Origin of the sequence: Pseudomonas sp. P1.8 (assembly GCF_001269805.1) — a bacterium.
In the GTDB taxonomy this organism is placed as follows: Bacteria; Pseudomonadota; Gammaproteobacteria; order Pseudomonadales; family Pseudomonadaceae; genus Aquipseudomonas.
On sequence record NZ_LHVM01000008.1, the window covers coordinates 70,642 to 92,449 of the forward strand.

General features: G+C 57.7%; 24 protein-coding genes. 13 read left to right on the top strand and 11 right to left on the bottom strand.

What is annotated here, in order from left to right:
* Positions 1 to 135 precede the first annotated feature (135 nt).
* The 3 genes from AD668_RS07090 to AD668_RS07100 all read right to left on the bottom strand — a co-directional run bounded on the left by AD668_RS07090 (position 136) and on the right by AD668_RS07100 (position 2,518).
* Positions 136 to 444 carry a helix-turn-helix domain-containing protein gene (locus AD668_RS07090; RefSeq protein ID WP_256220584.1) on the bottom strand — a complete coding sequence of 103 codons (309 nt, stop codon included), beginning with the start codon at positions 442 to 444 and terminating at the stop codon, positions 136 to 138.
* 137 nt (positions 445 to 581) lie between these two features.
* Positions 582 to 1,121 carry a hypothetical protein gene (locus tag AD668_RS07095; protein WP_053156199.1) on the bottom strand — a complete coding sequence of 180 codons (540 nt, stop codon included), beginning with the start codon at positions 1,119 to 1,121 and terminating at the stop codon, positions 582 to 584.
* A gap of 17 nt (positions 1,122 to 1,138) precedes the next feature.
* Positions 1,139 to 2,518, bottom strand: a complete 1,380-nt coding sequence (locus AD668_RS07100; protein WP_053156202.1) for a tyrosine-type recombinase/integrase — start codon at positions 2,516 to 2,518, stop codon at positions 1,139 to 1,141.
* 328 nt (positions 2,519 to 2,846) lie between these two features.
* On the opposite strand from AD668_RS07100, the gene AD668_RS07110 reads away from it, so the two are divergent.
* A protein-coding gene (locus AD668_RS07110) for an IS3 family transposase (RefSeq protein ID WP_172681774.1) occupies positions 2,847 to 4,069 on the top strand; the annotation gives its coding sequence in 2 pieces (ribosomal slippage) (positions 2,847 to 3,198 and positions 3,198 to 4,069; 1,224 coding nt in all).
* 109 nt (positions 4,070 to 4,178) lie between these two features.
* Here AD668_RS07110 and AD668_RS07115 read toward each other — a convergent pair.
* The gene (locus tag AD668_RS07115; protein WP_053156205.1) at positions 4,179 to 4,550 is read right to left on the bottom strand and encodes a YajD family HNH nuclease; all 372 of its coding nucleotides are present in this window, start codon (positions 4,548 to 4,550) and stop codon (positions 4,179 to 4,181) included.
* Positions 4,551 to 4,599: 49 nt separating this feature from the next.
* Positions 4,600 to 5,286, bottom strand: a complete 687-nt coding sequence (locus AD668_RS07120; RefSeq protein WP_053156208.1) for a spermidine synthase — start codon at positions 5,284 to 5,286, stop codon at positions 4,600 to 4,602.
* Between the two features lie 95 nt (positions 5,287 to 5,381).
* On the opposite strand from AD668_RS07120, the gene AD668_RS07125 reads away from it, so the two are divergent.
* The gene (locus tag AD668_RS07125) at positions 5,382 to 5,672 is read left to right on the top strand and encodes a hypothetical protein (protein WP_053156211.1); all 291 of its coding nucleotides are present in this window, start codon (positions 5,382 to 5,384) and stop codon (positions 5,670 to 5,672) included.
* On the opposite strand, the gene AD668_RS07130 is transcribed toward AD668_RS07125, so the two are convergent.
* Both AD668_RS07130 and AD668_RS07135 read right to left on the bottom strand, forming a co-directional pair.
* Entirely contained in the window at positions 5,669 to 6,142 is a 474-nt protein-coding gene (locus AD668_RS07130) for a cyclic nucleotide-binding domain-containing protein (RefSeq protein WP_053156214.1), read from the bottom strand. The genes AD668_RS07125 and AD668_RS07130 overlap by 4 nt on opposite strands.
* A gap of 143 nt (positions 6,143 to 6,285) precedes the next feature.
* Positions 6,286 to 8,340, bottom strand: coding sequence for a S9 family peptidase (locus AD668_RS07135; protein WP_053156218.1), 2,055 nt, complete (start codon positions 8,338 to 8,340; stop codon positions 6,286 to 6,288).
* Between the two features lie 103 nt (positions 8,341 to 8,443).
* On the opposite strand from AD668_RS07135, the gene AD668_RS07140 reads away from it, so the two are divergent.
* The 3 genes from AD668_RS07140 to AD668_RS07150 are packed head-to-tail and all read left to right on the top strand — an operon-like array spanning position 8,444 to position 10,305.
* Positions 8,444 to 8,941 carry a hypothetical protein gene (locus AD668_RS07140; protein WP_053156221.1) on the top strand — a complete coding sequence of 166 codons (498 nt, stop codon included), beginning with the start codon at positions 8,444 to 8,446 and terminating at the stop codon, positions 8,939 to 8,941.
* 32 nt (positions 8,942 to 8,973) lie between these two features.
* Positions 8,974 to 9,750 (top strand): class II glutamine amidotransferase, encoded by a 777-nt coding sequence (locus AD668_RS07145; RefSeq protein ID WP_053156224.1) that lies wholly within the window; start codon positions 8,974 to 8,976, stop codon positions 9,748 to 9,750.
* A gap of 12 nt (positions 9,751 to 9,762) precedes the next feature.
* Positions 9,763 to 10,305: a DUF2937 family protein gene (locus tag AD668_RS07150; protein ID WP_053156228.1), complete on the top strand. Its 543-nt coding sequence runs from the start codon at positions 9,763 to 9,765 to the stop codon at positions 10,303 to 10,305.
* 68 nt (positions 10,306 to 10,373) lie between these two features.
* Here AD668_RS07150 and AD668_RS07155 read toward each other — a convergent pair whose 3' ends face one another.
* Positions 10,374 to 11,288, bottom strand: coding sequence for a LysR family transcriptional regulator (locus AD668_RS07155; protein ID WP_053156231.1), 915 nt, complete (start codon positions 11,286 to 11,288; stop codon positions 10,374 to 10,376).
* Positions 11,289 to 11,434: 146 nt separating this feature from the next.
* On the opposite strand from AD668_RS07155, the gene AD668_RS07160 reads away from it, so the two are divergent.
* The 4 genes from AD668_RS07160 to AD668_RS07175 all read left to right on the top strand — a co-directional run bounded on the left by AD668_RS07160 (position 11,435) and on the right by AD668_RS07175 (position 15,158).
* On the top strand, positions 11,435 to 12,721 hold the full coding sequence (locus tag AD668_RS07160) for an MFS transporter (RefSeq protein ID WP_053156234.1): 1,287 nt from the start codon (positions 11,435 to 11,437) through the stop codon (positions 12,719 to 12,721).
* A 66-nt stretch (positions 12,722 to 12,787) separates the two neighbouring features.
* Positions 12,788 to 13,540: a 5-oxoprolinase subunit PxpA gene (locus AD668_RS07165; RefSeq protein WP_053156237.1), complete on the top strand. Its 753-nt coding sequence runs from the start codon at positions 12,788 to 12,790 to the stop codon at positions 13,538 to 13,540.
* A complete protein-coding gene (gene pxpB / locus AD668_RS07170; RefSeq protein WP_053156239.1) occupies positions 13,537 to 14,241 on the top strand; it encodes a 5-oxoprolinase subunit PxpB in 705 nt (234 codons plus the stop codon). Before AD668_RS07165 ends, pxpB begins: the two co-directional genes overlap by 4 nt.
* Positions 14,238 to 15,158, top strand: a complete 921-nt coding sequence (locus AD668_RS07175) for a biotin-dependent carboxyltransferase family protein (RefSeq protein WP_053156242.1) — start codon at positions 14,238 to 14,240, stop codon at positions 15,156 to 15,158. The genes pxpB and AD668_RS07175 overlap by 4 nt, the downstream gene beginning before the upstream one ends.
* 100 nt (positions 15,159 to 15,258) lie before the next feature.
* On the opposite strand, the gene AD668_RS07180 is transcribed toward AD668_RS07175, so the two are convergent.
* Both AD668_RS07180 and AD668_RS07185 read right to left on the bottom strand, forming a co-directional pair.
* Positions 15,259 to 16,437: a VWA domain-containing protein gene (locus AD668_RS07180; protein ID WP_053156245.1), complete on the bottom strand. Its 1,179-nt coding sequence runs from the start codon at positions 16,435 to 16,437 to the stop codon at positions 15,259 to 15,261.
* Between the two features lie 11 nt (positions 16,438 to 16,448).
* The gene (locus AD668_RS07185; protein WP_053156248.1) at positions 16,449 to 17,294 is read right to left on the bottom strand and encodes a MoxR family ATPase; all 846 of its coding nucleotides are present in this window, start codon (positions 17,292 to 17,294) and stop codon (positions 16,449 to 16,451) included.
* A 204-nt stretch (positions 17,295 to 17,498) separates the two neighbouring features.
* Between AD668_RS07185 and AD668_RS07190 the strand changes: the two genes are divergently transcribed.
* Both AD668_RS07190 and AD668_RS07195 read left to right on the top strand, forming a co-directional pair.
* The gene (locus AD668_RS07190; RefSeq protein WP_053156252.1) at positions 17,499 to 17,729 is read left to right on the top strand and encodes a DUF4160 domain-containing protein; all 231 of its coding nucleotides are present in this window, start codon (positions 17,499 to 17,501) and stop codon (positions 17,727 to 17,729) included.
* A complete protein-coding gene (locus AD668_RS07195; RefSeq protein WP_053156255.1) occupies positions 17,717 to 18,217 on the top strand; it encodes a DUF2442 domain-containing protein in 501 nt (166 codons plus the stop codon). Before AD668_RS07190 ends, AD668_RS07195 begins: the two co-directional genes overlap by 13 nt.
* On the opposite strand, the gene AD668_RS07200 is transcribed toward AD668_RS07195, so the two are convergent.
* Positions 18,214 to 19,290: a DUF748 domain-containing protein gene (locus tag AD668_RS07200; RefSeq protein ID WP_053156258.1), complete on the bottom strand. Its 1,077-nt coding sequence runs from the start codon at positions 19,288 to 19,290 to the stop codon at positions 18,214 to 18,216. The two genes, AD668_RS07195 and AD668_RS07200, sit on opposite strands and share 4 nt — an antisense overlap.
* 137 nt (positions 19,291 to 19,427) lie before the next feature.
* On the opposite strand from AD668_RS07200, the gene cysK reads away from it, so the two are divergent.
* Both cysK and AD668_RS07210 read left to right on the top strand, forming a co-directional pair.
* Positions 19,428 to 20,402: a cysteine synthase A gene (gene cysK / locus AD668_RS07205; protein ID WP_053156261.1), complete on the top strand. Its 975-nt coding sequence runs from the start codon at positions 19,428 to 19,430 to the stop codon at positions 20,400 to 20,402.
* 226 nt (positions 20,403 to 20,628) lie between these two features.
* A complete protein-coding gene (locus AD668_RS07210; RefSeq protein WP_053156265.1) occupies positions 20,629 to 21,567 on the top strand; it encodes an aspartyl/asparaginyl beta-hydroxylase domain-containing protein in 939 nt (312 codons plus the stop codon).
* Positions 21,568 to 21,808: the final 241 nt, after the last annotated feature.

Sequence of the window (21,808 nt, forward strand, 5' to 3'; positions counted from 1 at the left end):
GCGGTTTTTCAGGGCGCTATCGAGTTTGAGTTGGAATGTAGTAAACCAATACATGTCGGAACTCCCGTGGGGCGCAATACCCGGTGAGCAGAGGGTGCCCCACGCAGTGACGATTGGGGTTGTGCGGCGCACAAATCAGACGATTTTTCCGGTATGGGTCACGGTGCGGCGGGCGAGGAACCTGGCGAGGTCGTCGACCCGGTAGCGAACCAGTCGGCCCGACTTGACGAAGGGGATGTTGTAACGTCCCAGCGAACGCCAGATCGACAGGGTATTGGGGCTGACATCCAGCACATGGGCTGCCTGTTTGTCATCGATCAGGACGGGGGGAGCAATGGGGTCGTAGCCCAGCGATTTGGAAATATCTTCGCGGTACATGTTGACCATGTCTTCGAACGAGATCTCGGTGATGTTATGAAAGTCTGGGGTAATGGCTTTGGTCATGGCATGGCTCCGTGTTCAATTTTATGGTCACGTCTTGGAGGGCGTGATGGAGTCATGATTGAGGAATGCGCAGAAAAAAGTTGGCCCAAACAGAATCATTTTTGGGCCGATTTGTGGTTGTCCTGCGAAGAGTCAGGCTAACGGAGGTTCATCCATTCAACCCAATGAATTTCAACGGCGCCTAATAATCGCATTGAGGTTTCCTCCGATGTGCGGGCGCCTTGTTCATCGGCTATCCGCGTTTTGGCTCGTTGCCGTTCCTGTTGGGTCAGCCTAGGGCGCTCCCCCCAAGGGATGTCATATGTGCGGCTTTCATCAGGAATGGCAGACTTCTCAATAGCCTCCAAGAATGCCGCTGCCCGGCGTTTGTCCGCCTTGGTGGGCCAGCGACAGCGACCACGGCGCAGACCGATGTTTGTCACATAATCCAGTGCCCAGCACGGAGTTGGACAGCCCCATTCCTTGCAGCACTCCAAGGTTCGCCAAACCCACTCCGGATTGCGTTCGTGAGCTCTCAGTTTCGGATGTGGCGCTTGGAAACGGAAAAACCAAAAATACTGAGCGAGTCGGGTGACGTAGGCCCTGTTAACGTCATCGAGGTCAGCAAACGCCACCAGGCTCGGCACCATGCTGTCGCCCGGAAAGTACTTATCGATCAGCAGAGCGAATGACGACATTCCGCGACCCTCCCGCTCTAGCGTTTTGTTGTTGAGCAACGGGTTGGCAGCACTGTAACCGTAGCTGCTTGCTTCAGGCCGGCGGCTTCGAGCATGGCATGAGTCGCGGTATTGACGGACTGGCGCACCGGGTCGAGGTCGAGACGGGCATAGATGCGCGTCGACTCCAAGCTCTTGTGGTTAAGGCTTTTGCCGATGATCGCCATGGAAGCGCCAGTCTTGGCCTGCCAGCTACCTAAGGTGCGGCGCAGGTCATGAATGCGCAGGTCAGTCATGTCGTAGATGGCTGGGTCTATATGCTGAGTACTGGCGATAGCGCGGTAATGCGTCTCTGCAGTGAATGGAGCCTCGGCCAAGAGCTTGTTGGCGTGCTGGCGCTCGACTTCGCTGAGTTTGTTTTCAGTTTCTAACAGTTCAAGGATGCGGTAGGTGGTAGCGCGTCGAAGAATCGTTGCCCAAGCTGTTTTTGGCTCTACCAAATGGCCGGTCTTACCGGTGCTGGGGAACACGAATTGCGATGTGCCGACGTTAAGCCTGCGTGATCTCAGGATGCTGACTGCCTCGGGTGAGAGGGTGACGTTCTGTGGTGTACCGTTCTTAGTAATGCCAATGCGCCAGACGCCTGCCTCTAGGTCAATATCGCGCCAAGCCATTTCTTGTAAATTTGAACGGCGGGCTCCAGTTAGCAGCGACAGCAAAAAATAGTCATGCAGCGTGGAGGCTCTCATCGCGGTCAGCAGATGGGGCAGTTCGTGCGGAAGGGCAAAGCGGTCGCGCTCGACGGCTTCGTTTTTCTGAATGCGGCTTGCTGGGTTGAGTTTGTCGAATAGCTCTAAGTCGATGGCGAAGCTAAACACCGCGGAAACAAGCCTTACGGCCCGATCAGCTTGGGCGTGGCTCTTCATCGATGCCTTGGTGTGAATAGATTTCAGCTCGGAGCGGGTGATCTGGCTGAGCTTTTTGTTTTTGATTGTGCTCAGGTAAATGCGCAATACATCGGCATAGTTGACCTTGGTTTTCTCGGTCAGGTGCGTGCCGTTGCGTTTCTTCTTTTCGATAAGGTAGCGGTTGAACACTTCAATGAATGTCGGCTCGCCACGAATCGCACGGCGTGCCTTGGCTGGGCTGCCCCCTGCCTCAATCTCCGCATTGATCGCAGCTGCGGATTTTCGCGCCTGCTCTACGGTCATAGCCGGGAAACTTCCCAATGTTATGCGTTCTGGCTGTCCTCCTTTTATCCGACGATACACAGAAAACGTCTTGCTTCCGGTTGCTGAAACACGGAGCTGCAAACCTTGAGCTTTTGTGTCGTGATAAACCTTGCGTTTGCCAGCCTCAGGCGTTGGTAGCCTCACTAGCCTGTCTTTACCGAACGTGATGCGTACTTCGTCAGCCATGCCGCGCCCTCCAGTTGGGGGTTACACTGGGGTTACGGTTTAGGTCTAATTTGGTCTATTTTCGTGTAACCCCATTCAGATGATTTTAGATTGAAAGCAAGGATCTGTGTAGCTTCGTTGAGGGAGGTATACTTTAATATATATGGTAACCTTCAAACTCCTAAGGGGAAGGTTGGCAGTTCGAACCTGCCCTGGGACACCACTCATTATCAGCCTTCAGCTGTCAAAAAAAGCCTCTCCAGAATTTTGATCTGGAGGGGCTTTTTTGTACGCCTTGTCCCGTCCTGAATAAGGTTTACACCTTCTGACCTATTTTCAGGAGGGAGCAATGGATTCGGGGAAAAGGCGCAGTCAGCGCGATTACACGCTGGCTTTTAAATTGTCGGTGGTCGATCAGGTCGAAAAGGGCGAGTTGAGTTATAAAGAGGCTCAACGGCGCTATGGCATCCAGGGTCGGTCAACGGTGTTGGTGTGGTTACGCAAGCATGGTCGGCAGGATTGGAGCCAAGGCGCGTCTATTCGAGTGCTGAGGAAGAGTTCCATGGCCGAGTCCACGGTACCGCTGTCACCCGAGCAGCGGATCAAAGAGCTTGAAGAACAGCTTGAACTGAGCAATCAAAAGGCTCAGTTTTTCGAGGCTGTCGTAAACGTCTTGAAGAACGACTACGGTGTATCCATCGTAAAAAAGCGACCCGGCAAGTCCTCGCGCAAGGGCAAGTCAAAGACCTGAGTATCAGCAGGGCTTGCCTGTTCATGGGCATTTCACGTCAGGCTTATTACAAGCGCAACCGAGCGTTTGATGCGAAGGCTGGCGACGATCAAAAGGTCGTGGATTTCGTCTTGGAAAAGCGGCGGCGCCAGCCAAGGCTGGGAACACGCAAGCTGCATTATATGCTGCATGCCGAAGCAGAAACGAGTCTGCGGGTGGGGCGCGATCGCCTGTTCAGCATCCTGCGAGAAGCGCGAGAATTGGTCCCTCGCAAGCGGGCATACCACAAGACCACCCACAGCCATCATCGATTTCGCCGCCATCCAAACCTACTCAAGGCAGGCCCGCAGCAAATCATTGCCTGTGCTCCTGAGCAAGTTTGGGTTGCGGATATAACCTATCTGCCTACCCAGGAGAGCGTTGCTTATCTGAGCCTGATCACCGACGCCTACTCGCGCAAAATAGTGGGACATCATGTGCATGAGAGCTTGCATACAGAGTCGGTGCTCAAAGCGCTGAAGAAGGCTGTAGGAGGAAGGAAAACCAAGCAGCCGCTGGTTCATCACTCAGACCGTGGGGCGCAGTATTGCTCCGACCTTTATCAGCGTTTTCACACCAAGCACGGGGTCATTTGTTCGATGACCGATGGCTATGACTGCTATCAGAACGCGATGGCGGAGCGAATAAACGGGATTTTGAAGACGGAGTTTTTGCTGCATCGCCCCAAGAACCTGGCCGACGCGGTGAGAATGGTTGATGAATCGGTGCTGATCTACAACGCGGAGCGGCCACATCTGGCCTTGAAATACAAAACGCCCGATGCGGTGCATCGGGCGTTTTGAGACTGAAACAGGTGTAAACCTATTTCAGGACTAGACATGGATTTCAGTTCAACACAGGCTCCCTGTGGGCGCGGGTTTGCTAGCGAACAGGTCCGCCGAGGCGCTGGATTTACTCTTCTTTCTTCATCAGGCCCGCCAGCGCCGCAAACGGGTTATGCGTCGCCTTGGCGATTTTCGGTGTGCTCAGCGAACCTTCGCCGAAATACTGCTGGTCGGTATACCGGGAGTGTTCGTTGTCGTGGCAGTACAAACACAACAGCTCCCAGTTCGATCCGTCCTGCGGGTTGTTGTCGTGGTTGTGGTCACGGTGGTGCACGGTCAGTTCGCTCAGACGCTTGCCGGAAAACTCACGGGCACAGCGGCCGCACACGTGCGGGTACATTTTCAGGGCCTTGTCGCGGTATCCCATTTCCTTGTCGCGCTGGTTGTCGGCGAGGATGCGGTCCAGTTTCGACGTGTTGGTTGGGGTGGACGAACTCATGGGTTCACCTTTGTAGAAAGACTAATGACGGTTATGCAGCCAGTTTAGCTCAGCCCTTGAGCTTCTCGGCAATCCAGATCGTGTGGCGGGTGCCTTTGTTGCCGTGCGCGAAGACTTGCATCTCTTCGGCCTTGAACCCGGCTTTTTTCAGTTTGTCGGAAAATTGCCGGTCCGCGCTGGCCGACCAGACCGCCAGCACGCCTTTTGGTCGCAGGGCTTTGGCGCAGGCGCTCAGACCGCCGGCGGAGTACAGCCAGCTATTGGCTTTCTGGGTCAGGCCTTCGGGGCCGTTATCGACATCGAGCATGATCGCATCGAAGCCCTGCGGCTCGGCTTGCAGGACCTTGGCCACGTCTTCCAGGCGAATCACGGTGCGTGGGTCTTCAAGCGGTTTACCGGCTTTCTCGCCCAATGGGCCTCGGTTCCACTCCACGACGCCGGGCACCAGCTCAGCGACGACCACTTCGGCGCTCTTGCCCAGGTGCTTGAGCGCCGAGGCGAGGGTAAAGCCCATGCCCAGTCCACCGATCAACACGCGCGAATTGGGCCGGCCGGCGACCTTGCGGCAAGGGATCTCGGCCAGGGCATCTTCGGAGCCGTGCATGCGGGTGTTCATCAATTGCCCGCCGTCACCACCCTGGATCTTGATGACGAAATCCTCGCCGTATTCGAACAGGCACAGGGCACCGCCGTTTTCAGGAATGGGGGTGGTGTCGAGCAGAACGAAACGTTTCATGGGGCTCACTTGAAGAAAATTGGCAGAACTCGGGGGGGCAAACAGACGCAGTTGGGAGTAGCCTGTTCATGACAACAAGGCCAACGGAGTCATTGATGAAGCGCACCATTCTAACGGCCATTGCCCTGACCGCGCTCGCGATAACTGCAGTGCAGGCCCAACCGTTGCAGACCATGCCCATCAGTCCCGCCGCGATGCCCGGTTCACCTGGCACCGCAACACCCACGCCGTATCCGCAAATCAGCCCTGCGCCATTGCCCAGAGTCGGCCCGGGTAGCAGCGGTCCACCGTTGGTGCCCATCAACAAGCCGAGCCCCCCGGCCAAGGACCAGCCACTGCCTGGACTGGAGTCTAATCCACCGAAACCCAAGCCACCGGGTGGTTAGACCTGCTGGGAAAGCAATTGCCCATCGGCCATACGCAAGCGTTTTGAGAGGGAAACGGCGAGGGCGCGGATGATCTTGGCAGCGATTTTCGGTGCGTCGTTGAGCATCTTTTCCAGCGAATCCTTACCCAGGTTGAGCAGCTGACAATTGCTCGCCGCCACGCAGCTGGCCGAGCGCCGTTCGCCGTCGAGGACGGCCATTTCGCCGAACGAGCGACCGCTGCGCAATGTAGCGATGGTTACTCGTTGCCCGTCAGCGGTGGTTTTCTGCACCGCGACCTGGCCGGTGTGGATGATGCACATGAAGCTGCCGGCATCGCCCTCCTGGAAAATCTGTTCGCCCTGGGCAATGGTGCTGATGCTGAAATAGCCCGATGCAGCGGCAAAGTCTGCTGGCAGCAGTTGATTGAACAGGCCGCAGTCCATCAGCCAGTCGCGAATTTCGTTATTCAGTAGAGTGGGTTCTGACATGTCGTCACGGTCTTTTTGTTATGTCGATGGTTCCGGGGGGGAGCAGCCAATGCAGGAGCGAGCAGGTTCGCTCCTGCATTGGCTTTTGTGTTGTATCGGCACCTGGTGTGCTGAATTAAGACCGACACAGCGCACCAGGTTCCTCAGGCGATACCCAAAACGTTGAACAAAAATGCGTATTCGAGCGCTACGTCACGCAATCCCTGATATCGCCCGCTCATCCCGCCGTGCCCGGCGCCGAGTTCGGTTTTAAGCAGCAGGGGACTGCTATCGGTTTTGGTCGCGCGCAATTTCGCCACCCATTTGGCCGCTTCCCAGTATTGAACGCGACTGTCGTTGTAGCCGGCGATGACCAGCGTCGCCGGATAGGCTTGCGCGGTGACGTTTTCGTACGGGGCGTAGGCCTTGATCCGATCATAGACATCCGGCGCTTCGGGATTGCCCCACTCGTCGTATTCCGTCACGGTCAATGGCAGATCCGGGTCGAGCATGGTGTTGAGTACGTCGACGAACGGCACTTCGGCAATGGCCGCGCCAAACAACTCAGGCCGCTGGTTGAGTACGGCGCCGATCAGCAGACCGCCGGCGCTGCCGCCGCTGATCGCCAGTTGTGGCGCGGTGGTGAAGCCTTTGGTGATCAGGTGTTCGGCGCAGGCAATGAAATCGCTGAACGTGTTGTGCTTGTGCTCCTGTTTGCCGGCTCGATACCAGGCTTCCCCCAGTTCGCCGCCGCCGCGCACGTGCGCTATGGCAAACGCCATGCCGCGATCCAGCAGGCTCAGGCGTGCGTGGGAGAACCATGGATCGAGGCTTTCGCCGTAGGCGCCATAGCCGTAGAGGTACAGCGGCACAGGTTTACCAAGGTCTTGACGCCTGACCACCAGACTGATCGGCACTTGCGTACCGTCCGGCGCGGTGGCCCACAGACGCTGGCTGACATAGGCGTCGGCATCGAACGGGCCGAGCACCGGGGTTTGCTTGAGCACTGTCTGCTCGCCGCAGGCCAGGTCCAGCTGACGGATCTGCGCCGGGCGGTTCAGTGCTTCATAACGCAGGCGAATGCGCTCGCTGGCGAATTCCAGGCTGTTTTGTACGTGCAGGCTGTAGGCAGCGTCCGGTAATTGCACGCGATAAGGCGACAGACCTTGCGGGTGAACTTCAATGACCGGCAGGCCGCCGATCCGCAGGCTCAAGGTCATGGCGCCAGTGTTCAGGCTTACCCCGTCGATCATCACGGCGTCCCTATGGGCAATCAGGTTTTGCCAGTCGGCCTCGAACGGCGCACCGCCGGTATCGACCGCGGTGTACAGGGCGAAGTTGATGCCGTCGCGGTTGGTACGTATGAACCAGGTCCACTGTCCGTCAAGCGCACCGTGGTCGACGTCATACTCATGGTCCTCGACCCGGGGCGCGATGCAGGTAAAGGTTTGCTGAGGCTGGTTGGCATCGAGTACCCAGACTTCGCTGGTGGTCTTGCTGCCCAGGGACAGCAGCAATTGCTGTTCGGAACTCGAGCGATAGCAATGCATGAAGAAACGGCCGTCAGCCTCATGGAACACTTCTTCGGCTGCCGTGCCGTCCAGACGATAGCGGTACAGTTTGTGTGGGCGGTGCGTGTCGTCCAGTTCGCCGAAAAACAGCGTCAGGCTGTCGTTGGCCCAGGTCATGCTGCCGTCGCAATCCTGGAATTCCAGTTCGCTGACACGCCCGTTGGATAATTCCTTCACGAACAGCGTGTAAATCTCATCGCCCGTGGAGTCGATGCTGTACGCAAGACGCTGATGGTCCGGGCTGATGCTGAACGCGCCAAGCGAAAAGAAGCCGCCGTTGGCGAGCTCGTTCGGGTCCAGGAGCAGTTGTTCCTGGTTTTCGTCGAGGGTCAGGCTGTCATCGACCGGACGCGGGCAACGGTAGTGCCGGGCATATTCGTCGCCCGCCGTGGTGCGGGTGTAATACAGATACGGCCCCCAAGGCGAAGGAAGGGATAAGTCCGTCTCGAGAATCCGCCCCTTGATTTCCTCGAACAGCGTTTCGCGCAACCCGGCCTGATCGGCGGTTTGTGCTTGCTGATAGCTGTTTTCAGCCTTGAGGTAGTCGAGCACGGCCTCGGTGTCGCGTTCTTGCAGCCAGGCGTACGGGTCGGGGCCTTCAGCCTTGTGGGCGATCGGGGCGTCGCAAATGTTGGCGGATGTGGGCATGAAGGGCTCTCGAAAAGTGTACTGAATAGGGGTTGGCAACCTACATGAAGGAGCCTGACGGACGAAAAGCCGTTATCATAAGCGCCTCTTTGCCTGCCTTGCCATGGACACCATGACCGAGAACGACTATCTGATCGCTTGGGGCCTCTACGCCTTCGCCGCTTTGGGCTGCCTGTTGGTGTGGATGCGCATTACCCACTGGATGTGGCGTTGGCTGCGTGAACCGCTGCGGCTGCTGATGGCGGTGCTGTTGTTCAGCCCGACCATCATCGACCCGGTGAAGGATAAAGTCGCGCCGGCCATCGCCATTACGGCTCTGGACCTGCTGTTCAAGGTCGGCAACAACGCGTGGCGGGCGATTTCCGATCTGTTCATGTACGGCATGATCGCCTTCGGCCTTTATCTGGTGATGGTAGCGATCCGCTTCCCCATCGAGCGTGCTTCCAACGCTCGCAAAGAACAGTCTGCCGCCGCCAGGGCCGCTGCTCGGGCCGACGAGCCAGAAGAGGATCATCCGTTCGGCGGTGCCGGCGATGATCGCTACGGTCGTCCACCTGTACCGAGCAATCCCCAGCGGATGCGCGTCGAACCCCGTCTATAACCTTGCCCTGCCATTGAGCGAGAGTCCCGAACATGTGTGAGTTATTGGGCATGAGCGCCAATGTCCCGACCGATATCGTGTTCAGCTTCACCGGGCTGATGCAGCGCGGCGGACGCACCGGCCCGCACCGCGATGGCTGGGGTATCGCTTTCTATGAAGGTCGCGGGCTGCGGCTTTTCCAGGATCCGGCGGCGAGCTGCGAGTCGGAAGTCGCCAACCTGGTGCAACGCTATCCGATCAAGAGCGAAGTGGTGATCGGGCATATCCGCCAGGCCAACGTCGGTAAGGTCTGCCTGTCCAACACCCATCCGTTCGTCCGTGAACTGTGGGGACGCAACTGGTGTTTCGCACATAACGGCCAACTGGCAGATTTTCAGCCGACTACCAGTTTCTACCGCCCCGTCGGCGATACCGACAGCGAGTCGGCGTTCTGTGATTTGCTTAACCGCGTGCGTGCGGCGTTCCCTGATCCGGTCGATGTGGAAGAGCTGCTGCCGGACCTGGTAGCAGCGTGCGCTGAATACCGCAGCAAAGGTGTGTTCAACTGCTTGCTCAGTGATGGCGACTGGCTGTTCTGCTATTGCTCGACCAAACTGGCGCAGATTACCCGACGTGCACCTTTCGGCCCGGCGCGCTTGAAAGATGTCGATGTGATCGTCGATTTTCAGGCCGAAACAACACCCAATGATGTGGTCACCGTGATCGCTACCGAACCGTTGACCGAAAACGAAACCTGGACCCGTTACGAACCGGGTCAATGGAGCCTGTGGCGACGCGGTGAATGCGTCAGTCAGGGCCAGACTTCCTAAGGATTGTTCCCCATGTTGCTCAGTTACCTACGGCTGGTGTTGTTCGCAGCAGGCCTGTTGATCGGTGTCCAGGTGCCGGGGTTCATCAACGATTACGCCAAACGGGTCGAGGCGCACCTGATTGAGGCCCAGGCCGGGTTGAGTGGATTTCAGGGCACTGCCAACCAGTTTTTCAAGGGCGACATGCAGGCTTTGGTGGCTCATTACCGCGCCAGCGAAGACCCGATCTTTCGCAGCGATGCCGACAGTCTGAACAACCTGCTGACCCGTCAGGTGGCGCTGGACAAGCAGTTCCAGGCGATGCAGGGCCCGTGGTACATCCGCTTCCTGCAAGTGGTGCTGGCCGCCGATCCGGACATTCGCAAGGAAACCTGGAATGGCTACAGCTATCAGATCTTGCTGACTCCGGAGGCGATGATCTGGGGCATGAGCGGCGCGTTGCTGTTGTCGTTCGGGATCGAGTGCCTGTTCCGTCTGATCGACTGGGTGGTGCTGGGCGGCAAGCGTCTGCGCCAGAGCCGGCCGATTGAAGAGCGGGATTTGCGCGGTTTGTAAGAAAAGATCGCAGCCTTCGGCAGCGCGCTCATCTGTAGGAGCTGCCGAAGGCTGAGATCTTTTGATCTTCAGCGATTTAAAACGATGTAGCCCTCACCCACCTTCCGCGCATACCCCTCCAGCACCTGCTGACACAACGCCACAATTTCCTCGACCCACTCCACGCCCACCCGCCACGACACCACCACTTGCAAGTTCGGTGGTCGTTGATCGATGTCGAGCAAGGTCAGTTCGCCTCGCGCCAGTTCCTCGGCCACCAGCACCGGCGGCAAGGCGCCGATGCCAAAACCGTCGCGCAACAAGCGGGTAATCGCCGACACCGAATTCACGCAGTTCAGCCGTGGCGCCAACACGCCGGCGGCCTGCATCAGCGCGAGCACTTCCTGATGCGGATGGGAGTTTTTCGAATAGGTAATGATCCGCTCATTGGCCAGGTCGGCGATGCCAGAATACTCGCGGTTGTAGATGGAATTGCTGGCGACGATCCAGCCCATCGGGTGACTCGCCAGTTCCAGGCTGCGCACGCTTTCATGGCGCAGCAAATCAGTTTGCAGGATCACATCCAGAAAGCCTTTTTGCAGCTGATCGCAGAGGTTAAGCGAGGTATCGGCCACCAACTCGATTTCCACCCGTGGATAGTGATCGGTCATCTGCGCTACCAACGGGCTGAGCCAGGTATGGATCACCGTGTCCATCACGCCGATGCGCACGCGCCCGGCCTTGCTCGAACGGGTTTCGATCGACTGTTTCAGCGCCTGCATGGTGTCCATCATCTGCTCGGCGTAATCGAGCACTTTCAAGCCTTCGGGCGTCAGGCTGACGCCGCGCGAATCGCGCAGAAACAACTTCACCCCCAACTCGCTTTCCAGCACGGCAATACGGCTGGAAATCGACGCCTGGGTAGTGAAGAGCTTGTCGGCCGTCAGGCGAAAACTCTTGAGCCGGGCGACCCAGACAAAGGTCTCGAGAAACTTCAGATTCATCGGATAAGAATTTCTTATGGCTAAGGCGGGTTTTTATTAGTTGGACGCCGCAGGGGCGCGCGTCCAAAAATCGACGCATCCGGTTCCCACGATAGGCGTCGTCGGGGCTCAGAACAATACCAATAAAATCAGCGCGGAGATTTGCCATGAGTGCGCCCGACACCACTGCCATCCCGAAAGCAACGGCCCGGCCGGGACCTTTCGACTGGTATCGCAACATCAATCAGCAGGAACGTCGCACCTTCTGGAGCTGCAAGATCGGCTATGGCCTCGATGGCATGGACACGCAGATGCTCAGCTTCGTGGTGCCAACCCTGATTGCGATGTGGGGCATTACCACCGGGCAGGCCGGGCTGATTCATACCAGCACCCTGATTGCCTCGGCCATCGGTGGCTGGGTGGCGGGGATTCTCTCCGACCGCATCGGTCGCGTTCGCACCCTGCAACTGACTGTGCTGTGGTTTGCGTTTTTCACCTTCCTCTGCGGCTTTGCCCAGAGCTATGAACAACTGTTGATTGCACGGACCCTGATGGGCTTCGGTTTCGGCGGCGAATGGACGGCCGGCGCGGTGCTGATCGGCGAAGTGATTCGTGCCCAGGACCGTGGCAAGGCTGTCGGCATGGTGCAATCCGGTTGGGCTCTGGGCTGGGGGCTGACGGCGATTCTGTATGCCTTGCTGTTCTCGGTACTGCCGCCGGAAGACGCCTGGCGCGCACTGTTCATCCTTGGCATCGTGCCGGCGATTTTCGTGATTTTCGTTCGCCGGTTGGTCAAGGATCCGGAAATTTACCGTGAAGCCAAGGCTAAACAGGAACCGAGCAATCCGTCGAAGTTCTACGAGATCTTTGCTCCCGGCATGCTCTTCACCACGTTTCGCGCTTCGTTGCTGACCACCGGTGCATTGGGCGGCTACTACGCCATCACTTCCTGGCTGCCGACTTTTCTGAAGAATGAACGCGGTCTGAGCGTACTCGGCACCGGCGGTTATCTGGCGATGGTGATCATTGGATCCTACGTTGGCTACGTTATCAGCGCTTATTTGACTGACATCCTCGGACGAAAAAAGAACTTCATCCTGTTCGCGGTCGGCTCCTTCACCATCGTCCTGCTGTACACGCAACTGCCGGTCAGCAACGGCGTGATGCTGTGGCTGGGCTTCCCGTTGGGTTTCTTCGCCTCGGGGATTTTCAGCGGCATGGGCGCGTTTCTGACCGAGTTGTTCCCTACACGCATTCGCGGTTCGGGCCAGGGTTTTTGCTACAACATCGGCCGTGCGCTGGCGGCGTTGTTTCCGCTGCTGATCGGCCTGCTCAGCCAGACAGTTCCGCTGAGTGTAGGCATCGGTGCCTTTGCGGCAGTGTCCTACGGCGTGGTAATCCTCGCGGCCCTGAGCCTGCCGGAAACCCGTGGTAAACAACTGGATGCGCAGTAACTGATAACCTGCGGGCTCAGAAATGTCCCGCAGCTAAAAAGAATAAAGCCTACAGGAGTGTTCATTGTGAGCCGCCTGCTATTGAACTGCGATATCGGCGAGAGCTTCGGCAGCTGGACCATGGGTCTGGACGCCGAGGTCATGCCCTTCATCGATTGCGCCAACATCGCTTGCGGTTTCCATGCCGGCGACCCGAGCATCATGCGCAAGACCGTCAGCCTGGCTCTCAGCCACGGCGTGCAGATCGGCGCGCATCCGGCCTATCAGGATCTGGTTGGTTTCGGGCGACGTTCCATGGCCTATGCCACCCAGGAACTACAAGACATTGTGCATTACCAGATCGGCGCCCTCGATGGCATCTGCCGTGCCCAGGGCGGGCGGGTAAGCTACGTAAAACCTCACGGCGCGATGTACAACGACATGATGGCCAATCCGGCGCAGTTGCGTGCGGTGCTGCAAGCGGTAGCGTCCTATGACCGCAACCTGCCGCTGATGCTGATGGCGACCAGAGACAACAGCGCCGCCCAGCAGTTGGGCGATGAGTGCGGTGTGACCCTGTGGTTCGAAGCCTTTGCTGACCGCGCCTACGATAGCGCCGGCAGGTTGGTGGCGCGACAAACGCCGGGGGCCGTGCATCACGACCCGGAGGAAATCATCGAACAGGCGCTGATCATTGCCCGTGGCGACGACCTCACCGCCAATGACGGTAGCCCTTTGCATCTGCAAGCCAACACCCTCTGCGTGCACGGCGACAATGCCCATTCGGTCGCCGCCGTGCAACGCATCCGTGAAGCGCTGAACCGGCAGCACACATCATGAAAATACGGGTAGAAATCGTCGCCCTCGATTGCCTGATGGTGCGTCTGTTCGATGAGATCGCCGAAGCCAACATGCCATGGATGCTCGCCGCCAGCGAAAGTCTGCGTGCGGCGTTCGCTGATCATCTGATCGATCTGGTGCCGTCCTATACGACATTGATGGTGCATTACGACCTGACTGCCTTGAGCCCGGATCAAGCGCGGGAATTGATTGCCCAAGCGTTAATCGATCTGTCGCCCAACGCGCGCACTCGCGGCACCTGCCATGTGTTGCCGGTGTGGTACGACTTGAGCGTGGGCCCTGAGTTGGACCTTCTGGCGCAGCGCAGCGGACTTCCGGTGGAGGAGGTGATTCGCCGTCACAGCGCACATGAATATCAGGTGTTCGCCCTGGGTTTTGCGCCCGGATTTGCCTTTATGGGGCTGGTGGAAGAAGTGCTCGCCACGCCGCGCTTGAACACGCCACGCAAAAAAGTCGCCGCCGGCAGTGTCGGCATCGCCGAACGGCAGACGGCCGCATACCCAGTGGTATCGCCAGGTGGCTGGAACCTGATTGGTCGTACCCCGGCGAAATTGTTCGATCGAAATCGCGATGGATACAGCCTGATGCGACCGGGCGACACCGTGCGCTTTGAAGCGATCGGCCATGCCGAGTTCATCAATCTGGGCGGAGATGACACACCGTTGGAGGCCTTGGCATGAGCCGTTTGACAATTGAAGCGAGTACACCGCTGTGTCTGTTGCAAGATGCCGGTCGATTCGGCGTGCGGCATCTGGGCGTGACCCAGGGCGGCGCGGCTGATTGGCGTTCGATGTCGTGGGCTAACTGGATGCTGGGTAACGGACTGGATGCGACGGTGATCGAAATCACCCTCGGCGGTTTCACCGTCGTGGCCGAGGACGATTGCGTGCTGGCGCTGGCCGGGGCGGATCTGGGGGCACAAGTGGATGGCGAGGTGTTGGCACCCTGGCGCAGTTTCCGCTTGCACAAAGGCCAGCGTTTGCAGTTCACCCAGCCATTGCTCGGCGCTCGCGCCTATCTGGCCGCCCCCGGCGGGTTTGACGCACCGAGGGTGTTGGGCAGCAGTGCGACGGTGGTCCGTGAAGAACTGGGCGGGCTGGATGGCATGGGGCGGGCCTTGAGCAAAGGCGCAAGTTTGAGCAGTGCGGGCAATTCGCTGATGTTGTTGCGCGAGCTGACGGCCGACCAGCGCCCCGATCTGACTCTGGATACGCCTTTGGATCTGGTCCTTGGCGCTCAGATTGGCGAGTTCAGCGGGCAAAGCCTGTTCGATGCCTTCAACACTTCCTGGACCCTCGACAGCCGAGCCGACCGGATGGGCATTCGTCTGTTGGGCAAGGCGTTGCAGTACCAGGGAAAACCGATGATTTCCGAAGGCATCCCGTTGGGCGCTGTTCAGGTGCCACCGGACGGTCAGCCGATTGTGCTGCTCAATGATCGACAGACCATTGGCGGTTATCCGCGATTGGGGGCGTTGACGCCGTTGGCGCTGGCGCGGCTGGCGCAGTATCTGCCGGGAGCGCAGGTGTGGTTGCGGCCGGTGGTGCAGGAAGTGGCGCATCGCGAACAGGTCGAATATCTGCACCGGTTCAGGTGACCCCCTGTAGGAGCCGGCTTGCCGGCGAAAGCAATCTTGATCCTTGTCGCGACAGATCGGACGCCTTCGCTGGCAAGCCAGCTCCTACAGGACAGAGGTGTTACTTGGACAAAAACCGCATCCCTTCCTCCAACCCCCGAAGGGTCAGCGGATACATCTGGTCGTCGATCAAATCCCGTACGATGTTGGTCGACGAGGTATACCCCCACGTGTCTTTCGGGTACGGATTGATCCAGATGAGCTTCTTGTACTTCTCCTTGAACCGCTGCATCCAAACGTAACCGGCTTCTTCGTTCCAGTGCTCGACACTGCCGCCCGGCTGGGTGATTTCATACGGTGCCATGGCAGCGTCACCGATGAAGATCACTTTGTAGTCGGCGCCATACTTGTGCAGCAGGTCCATGGTCGAAGTGCGCTCGGAGGTGCGACGCATGTTGTTCTTCCACACCGATTCATAAATGAAGTTGTGGAAGTAGAAGTACTCCAGATGCTTGAACTCGGTCTTGCAGGCCGAGAACAGCTCTTCGCAGATTTTTACGTGCGCGTCCATCGAGCCGCCGATGTCGAACAGCAGCAACAATTTGACCGTGTTGCGTCGCTCCGGACGCATCTGGATATTCAACAACCCGGCGTCCTTTGCGGTGTGGTCGATGGTGCCATCGATGTCCAGTTCCTCCGCCGCGCCCTGACGGGCGAACTTGCGCAGGCGACGCAGGGCGACCTTGATGTTGCGGGTGCCCAGTTCCACCGAATCGTCGAGGTTCTTGTACTCGCGCTGGTCCCAGACCTTGACCGCTTTACCCTGGCGCTTGCCGGCATCACCGACCCGAATACCTTCTGGGTTGAAGCCGCCGGAGCCGAACGGGCTGGTGCCGCCAGTGCCGATCCACTTGTTGCCGCCGGCATGGCGTTCTTTCTGTTCTTCCAGGCGTTTCTTGAACTCTTCGATCAGTTTGTCCAGGCCACCGAGGGACTGGATCGCCGCCCGCTCTTCGTCGGTCAGCGAGCGCTCGAATTCCTTGCGCAGCCAATCTTCTGGAATCAACGCCTGCAAGTGGTCATCGAGTTTTTCCAGACCATTGAAGTAGGCGCCGAAAGCGCGATCGAACTTGTCGAAATGCTTTTCGTCCTTTACCAGGATCGCCCTGGCCAGGTAATAGAACTCGTCCATGTCGGCGAAAGTCACGCGCTGTTTCAGCGCGTTGATCAGGTCCAGCAGCTCACGCACCGAGACCGGCACCTTGGCTGCGCGCATTTCATTGAACAGGTTGAGCAACATGGCGTTGGCCCTTATCGACTGCCGCGACGGCTCATGAACGCCAGACGCTCCAGCAGTTGCACGTCCTGTTCGTTCTTGACCAAGGCACCGGCCAGCGGCGGGATGGCCTTGGTCGGATCACGTTCGCGCAGCACCGCTTCGCCGATGTTGTCGGCCATCAGCAGCTTCAGCCAATCGACGAGCTCGGAGGTCGACGGCTTTTTCTTCAGGCCTGGCACCTTGCGCACGTCAAAGAACACGTCCAGCGCTTCGCTGACCAGGTCCTTCTTGATGTCCGGGTAGTGCACGTCGACGATTTTTTGCAGGGTGTTGCGGTCAGGGAAGGCGATGTAGTGGAAGAAGCAGCGGCGCAGGAAGGCGTCCGGCAGCTCTTTCTCGTTGTTGGAGGTAATGATGATGATCGGACGTTTCTTGGCCTTGATGGTCTCGTCGATCTCGTAAACGTAGAACTCCATCTTGTCGAGTTCTTGCAGCAGGTCGTTCGGGAACTCGATGTCGGCCTTGTCGATTTCGTCGATCAGCAGGATCACACGCTCTTCGGACTCGAAAGCCTCCCAGAGCTTGCCCTTTTTCAGGTAGTTGCGAACGTCGTGGACTTTTTCCGTGCCCAGTTGCGAATCGCGCAGACGGCTCACCGCGTCATACTCGTACAGGCCTTGATGGGCCTTGGTGGTCGATTTGATGTGCCAGGTGATCAGCTTGGCACCAAAGGATTCGGCCAGTTGCTCGGCGAGCATGGTCTTGCCGGTGCCCGGTTCGCCCTTGACCAGCAATGGCCGCTCCAGGGTGATGGCGGCGTTGACCGCCAGCTTCAGGTCATCGGTGGCGACGTAGGCCTGGGTGCCTTCGAACTTCATCTGCTAATCCTCGAACGGTAACGCCGACCTGAACGAGGCAGGGCGGGGCGCAATAAAATGGTCAGCGCCGACTATAACGCGGTGCCCGGTCGACTGTGAACGCAGACGGCTTATTCAGTCTCTGAATGGGGCGTCACATCTTGACTCAGTCTCGGCGGCTAGCCAGTATTGAGCTATCGCCATATTGGCGATAGCTTGCCGGGCATGTCTACTAAATATCGATTTCGCGATACGTACCGCATTCAGTTGCGCGAAAAGGATCATCCACCGCCGCATGTTCATCTGACGGGTGGCGGGCCGGACGTCATGCTCAGCCTGGAAACCATCGAAGTGATGGTCGGCAAGGCACCGCCGCTGATTATCAAGGAAGCGCTGGCGTGGATCAGAGCCTATCAGACGCAATTGCTGGAGGAATGGAAACGATGTTACCCATGAAACGACCCCGTTTGTCGGCCGTGCAGGCGTTGTCGGATTACCGGCTGGCGCTGACCTTCATCGACGGTCAGCAACTGACCCTGGATTTGAGCCATGACTTGCAGGCTTTTCCCGGCTTGCAGCCATTGCAGGGAACTGCTTTCGAGGCCGCCTCCCTCGGTGACGACGGCTGGTGCGTCGAATGGCCGGAGCCGGATATCCAGATAGGCGCCGACACCTTGTATCTGAATGCCCTCGCGCAAAATGCGTCCGACGAAAATACTCGGATTTTTATAGATTGGCGTGCCCGCACCGGGCTGCCGCTCAATCAGGCCGCCGAAGCGCTGGGAGTCAGCACCCGCAGCATCAGCCGCTACAGCAGCGGTCGCGAAGCGGTGCCACGTTCACTGGCCTTGGCGTGTCTGGGTTGGGATTTTCTGCAGCAGCAAATGAAGCAGTCCCAGGCAGCGGAGAAAACAGGTCGCTACGTCGTTACGCGTAAACCTTAACCCGCTTCCGGCTTCGGTCGCTCGTACCGCGCATTGAAGGCCTGAACGAAGCCATTGCGCAAAATCTGTAAAAACGCCTGGAACGCACTGATATTTTGTTGATGCACATTGCCTTTGAGTTCGACGCGCGTGGCGAACTGGTTTTTGCCCTGGTTTTTCAAAACGGTCTCGGTACCACCGACCAAAGCTTCCCAGATCGAGCGAAACAGGCCTTTGTCCTTGTTTTCCACGTCCTGTTGCCAATTGAATACGTCAACATCGCGCAGCAAAGGCTTGATGTAACCGGTAAGGCGTCCTTTGTCGGCCTTGGCTTCTATCACCACATCGCCATGCCCGGCGTTGAAGTCGAACTTGCCGTAGGCCGCAGCGAAGTCGTTCATGCGCTTGAGCTGGATATCCGTGGCCCTCATCCGGAATTCGAAATCCTCGAAATTGCTCAAAGGATCGAACGTCGCCGTGGTTTCCAGCGGCGCGTGCCCCAGCAGCAGCGCCTTGCCTTCGAAGCGCGCATCGCGCTTGCCTTCTTTGTCGACCACGTTGGTCAGGTTAAAGATGCTGGCGTTGACCTGCGTGGCATTCATGTTGACCGGCGGTTTGGAGTTGAAATTTCGAAAAGTGAGTCGACCGTCATGAATCCGTACTTCATCCAGGGTGATCGGCAGTAATTTGCCCAATTGCGCTCGCCAGTCAGTGCCTTCACCGGTCTGTGAGTTTTTCTTGTTGGCTCCGCCATCGACGAAATTCACTTCGGGGTCAAAAAATTGTACTTGGGCAACGACCGCGTGGTCGTACCACAGGGAATGCCAACTGACCGAAAGATCGATCAACGGCGCATTGACGAAGGGCACCGGTACTTTGCCATTGACCTTGACGATTCTAAGTCCGTTGATTTTGTAGGCGCCGCGCCACAGTGCCAGGTCAACGTCGACGATTTGCCCCCGGTAATCACCCATGTCAGCCAGCTTTTCATTGAGGTAGTTGCGCACCAGATAGGGCAGGGCGAAGTGCAGGGTAATCAGCAGCGCAACGAGGGCCGCGAAGGTCCACAGGGGCCAGCTGTAGCGACGTTTCATGATGGCAAATCTCTGGCGATGTAAAGCCATTGACTGCGCTGACAACAGGACGTTCGACCTGACTGGACGCCTACGGGCAAGAGGCTTACCTTGATGCCCTGTTTTTAATGTTGCAGATATGAGTCAAGGACATAGCCATGAGCCGAATTTTCGCTGACAACGCCCATTCCATTGGCAATACACCGCTGGTGCAAATCAACCGGATCGCCCCGCGTGGCGTCACTATCCTGGCCAAGATCGAAGGTCGTAACCCGGGGTACTCAGTCAAGTGCCGGATCGGCGCGAACATGATCTGGGACGCTGAAAGCAGTGGCAAACTCAAGCCGGGCATGACCATCGTCGAGCCGACTTCCGGAAACACCGGCATCGGCCTGGCCTTCGTGGCTGCCGCCCGTGGTTACAAATTGATGCTGACCATGCCTGCCTCCATGAGTATCGAACGGCGCAAAGTGCTCAAGGCTCTGGGAGCTGAACTGGTGCTGACCGAGCCCGCCAAGGGCATGAAAGGCGCCATTGAGAAAGCGGGTGAAATTGTTGCTGGCGATCCGTCCATGTATTTCATGCCGGCTCAGTTCGATAACCCGGCCAACCCGGCCATCCACGAAAAGACCACGGGCCCCGAAATCTGGAACGATACCGATGGTGCTGTCGACGTGCTGGTCGCAGGCGTCGGAACGGGCGGAACCATCACGGGTGTTTCGCGGTATATCAAGAATACCCAGGGCAAACCGATTCTTTCGGTGGCGGTGGAACCGATTGTCTCCCCAGTGATTACTCAAGCGTTGGCAGGAGAGGAGATCAAACCGAGCCCGCACAAGATCCAGGGCATCGGTGCCGGTTTTGTACCAAAGAACCTTGATCTGTCGATTGTCGATCGCGTTGAGTTGGTCAGCGACGATGAGTCCAAGGCGATGGCCCTGAGGTTGATGCAGGAAGAAGGGATTTTGTGCGGCATCTCTTGTGGCGCAGCAATGGCGGTGGCGGTGCGTTTAGCCGAAACCCCGGAAATGCAGGGCAAGACCATCGTGGTGATCTTGCCGGATTCAGGCGAACGTTATCTCTCCAGCATGCTGTTCAGCGATCTGTTCACCGAGCAGGAGAATCAGCAGTAAGGGGCTGGTGCAGGCCTGATGGTGAGGGGAAACCCTCGTCATCAGCAGGAGGTTCAGATCAGCTGGCGTTCAGGTACTTGGTGTTATTAACAGTGGCTTTGTTGCGTAACTGTTAAAACTGAATGTTGAGTCAGGCGGTTATTTCCGTGATTGGCAATGTTTATCATGCCAAGGGCAGCGTCGGGTAAATGGCGTTGCAGTCTGAATTGTTAACAAGGAGTTGTAGATGAACCTACCCTTCGTCGCGAAGGCGTCGTTATTGCTGCTATTTATTGGCAGTACCCTATATGTGCATTTACGTGGCAAGGCGCGGTTGCCTGTCCTGCGTCAGTTCGTCAACCACTCGGCGTTGTTCGCACCTTACAACGCCTTGATGTACCTGTTTTCAAATGTGCCTTCAAAACCTTACCTCGACCGCAGCAGGTTCCCTGAACTGGACGTGCTCAAGGACAACTGGGAAACCATACGCGACGAAGCGTTGGAACTGTTCGATGAGGGTTACATCCGCGCTGCCGAGAAGAACAACGACGCCGGATTCGGTTCATTCTTCAAGAAGGGCTGGAAGCGTTTCTACCTCAAGTGGTATGACAAACCACTGCCATCGGCGGAACTCCTGTGCCCGAAAACAGTGGAACTTGTCAGCAAGATTCCTAACGTGAAGGGCGCGATGTTTGCGCTGCTACCAGGTGGCAGTCACCTCAACCCGCATCGCGATCCATTCGCCGGTTCGTTGCGTTATCACCTGGGTCTGTCGACCCCCAACTCCGAAGATTGCCGCATTTTCGTCGATGGTCAGGTTTACGCCTGGCGTGATGGTGAGGACGTGATGTTCGATGAGACCTATGTGCATTGGGTCAAGAACGAAACCGAGCAGACCCGGGTCATCCTGTTTTGCGACATCGAGCGACCACTGAGTAGCCGAATGATGACCGGCATAAACCGTTTCGTCAGTGGCTTCCTTGGGCGCGCCACGGCACCGCAGAATCTTGATGACGAGCGTGTCGGCGGGATCAATAAGGCGTACGCCTGGAGCAAGTGCTCCAGCGACAGAATCAGCGGTGTGGTCAAACGATGGAAGCGCCGTTACCCCGAGGCTTACCGTGTATTGCGACCGGTGCTGGCGGTAATGGTGCTGGGGTTGTTGGGGTATTGGTTGTTTGCCTGAGCCCTGCATCCAACGAATAAGCAACCGGCTGGAGACGACGAGCCTGCTCGCAGGATGTTGATCGTCGCCGGCCTGGTTTTCGTATTCCGCAAAACCGCATAAACCCGAGAAGGCTCGAGACATTTGTCCTGGGTTCTTTTTTCGGTTCGCTGCCTTTGCCTGTTCTGGCGCAAGGAAGCCGATATCCCAGATTGTAATCCCATGGTCGTAGTGCGAGATCCGTGAGTGCCTGCGCGCCTGC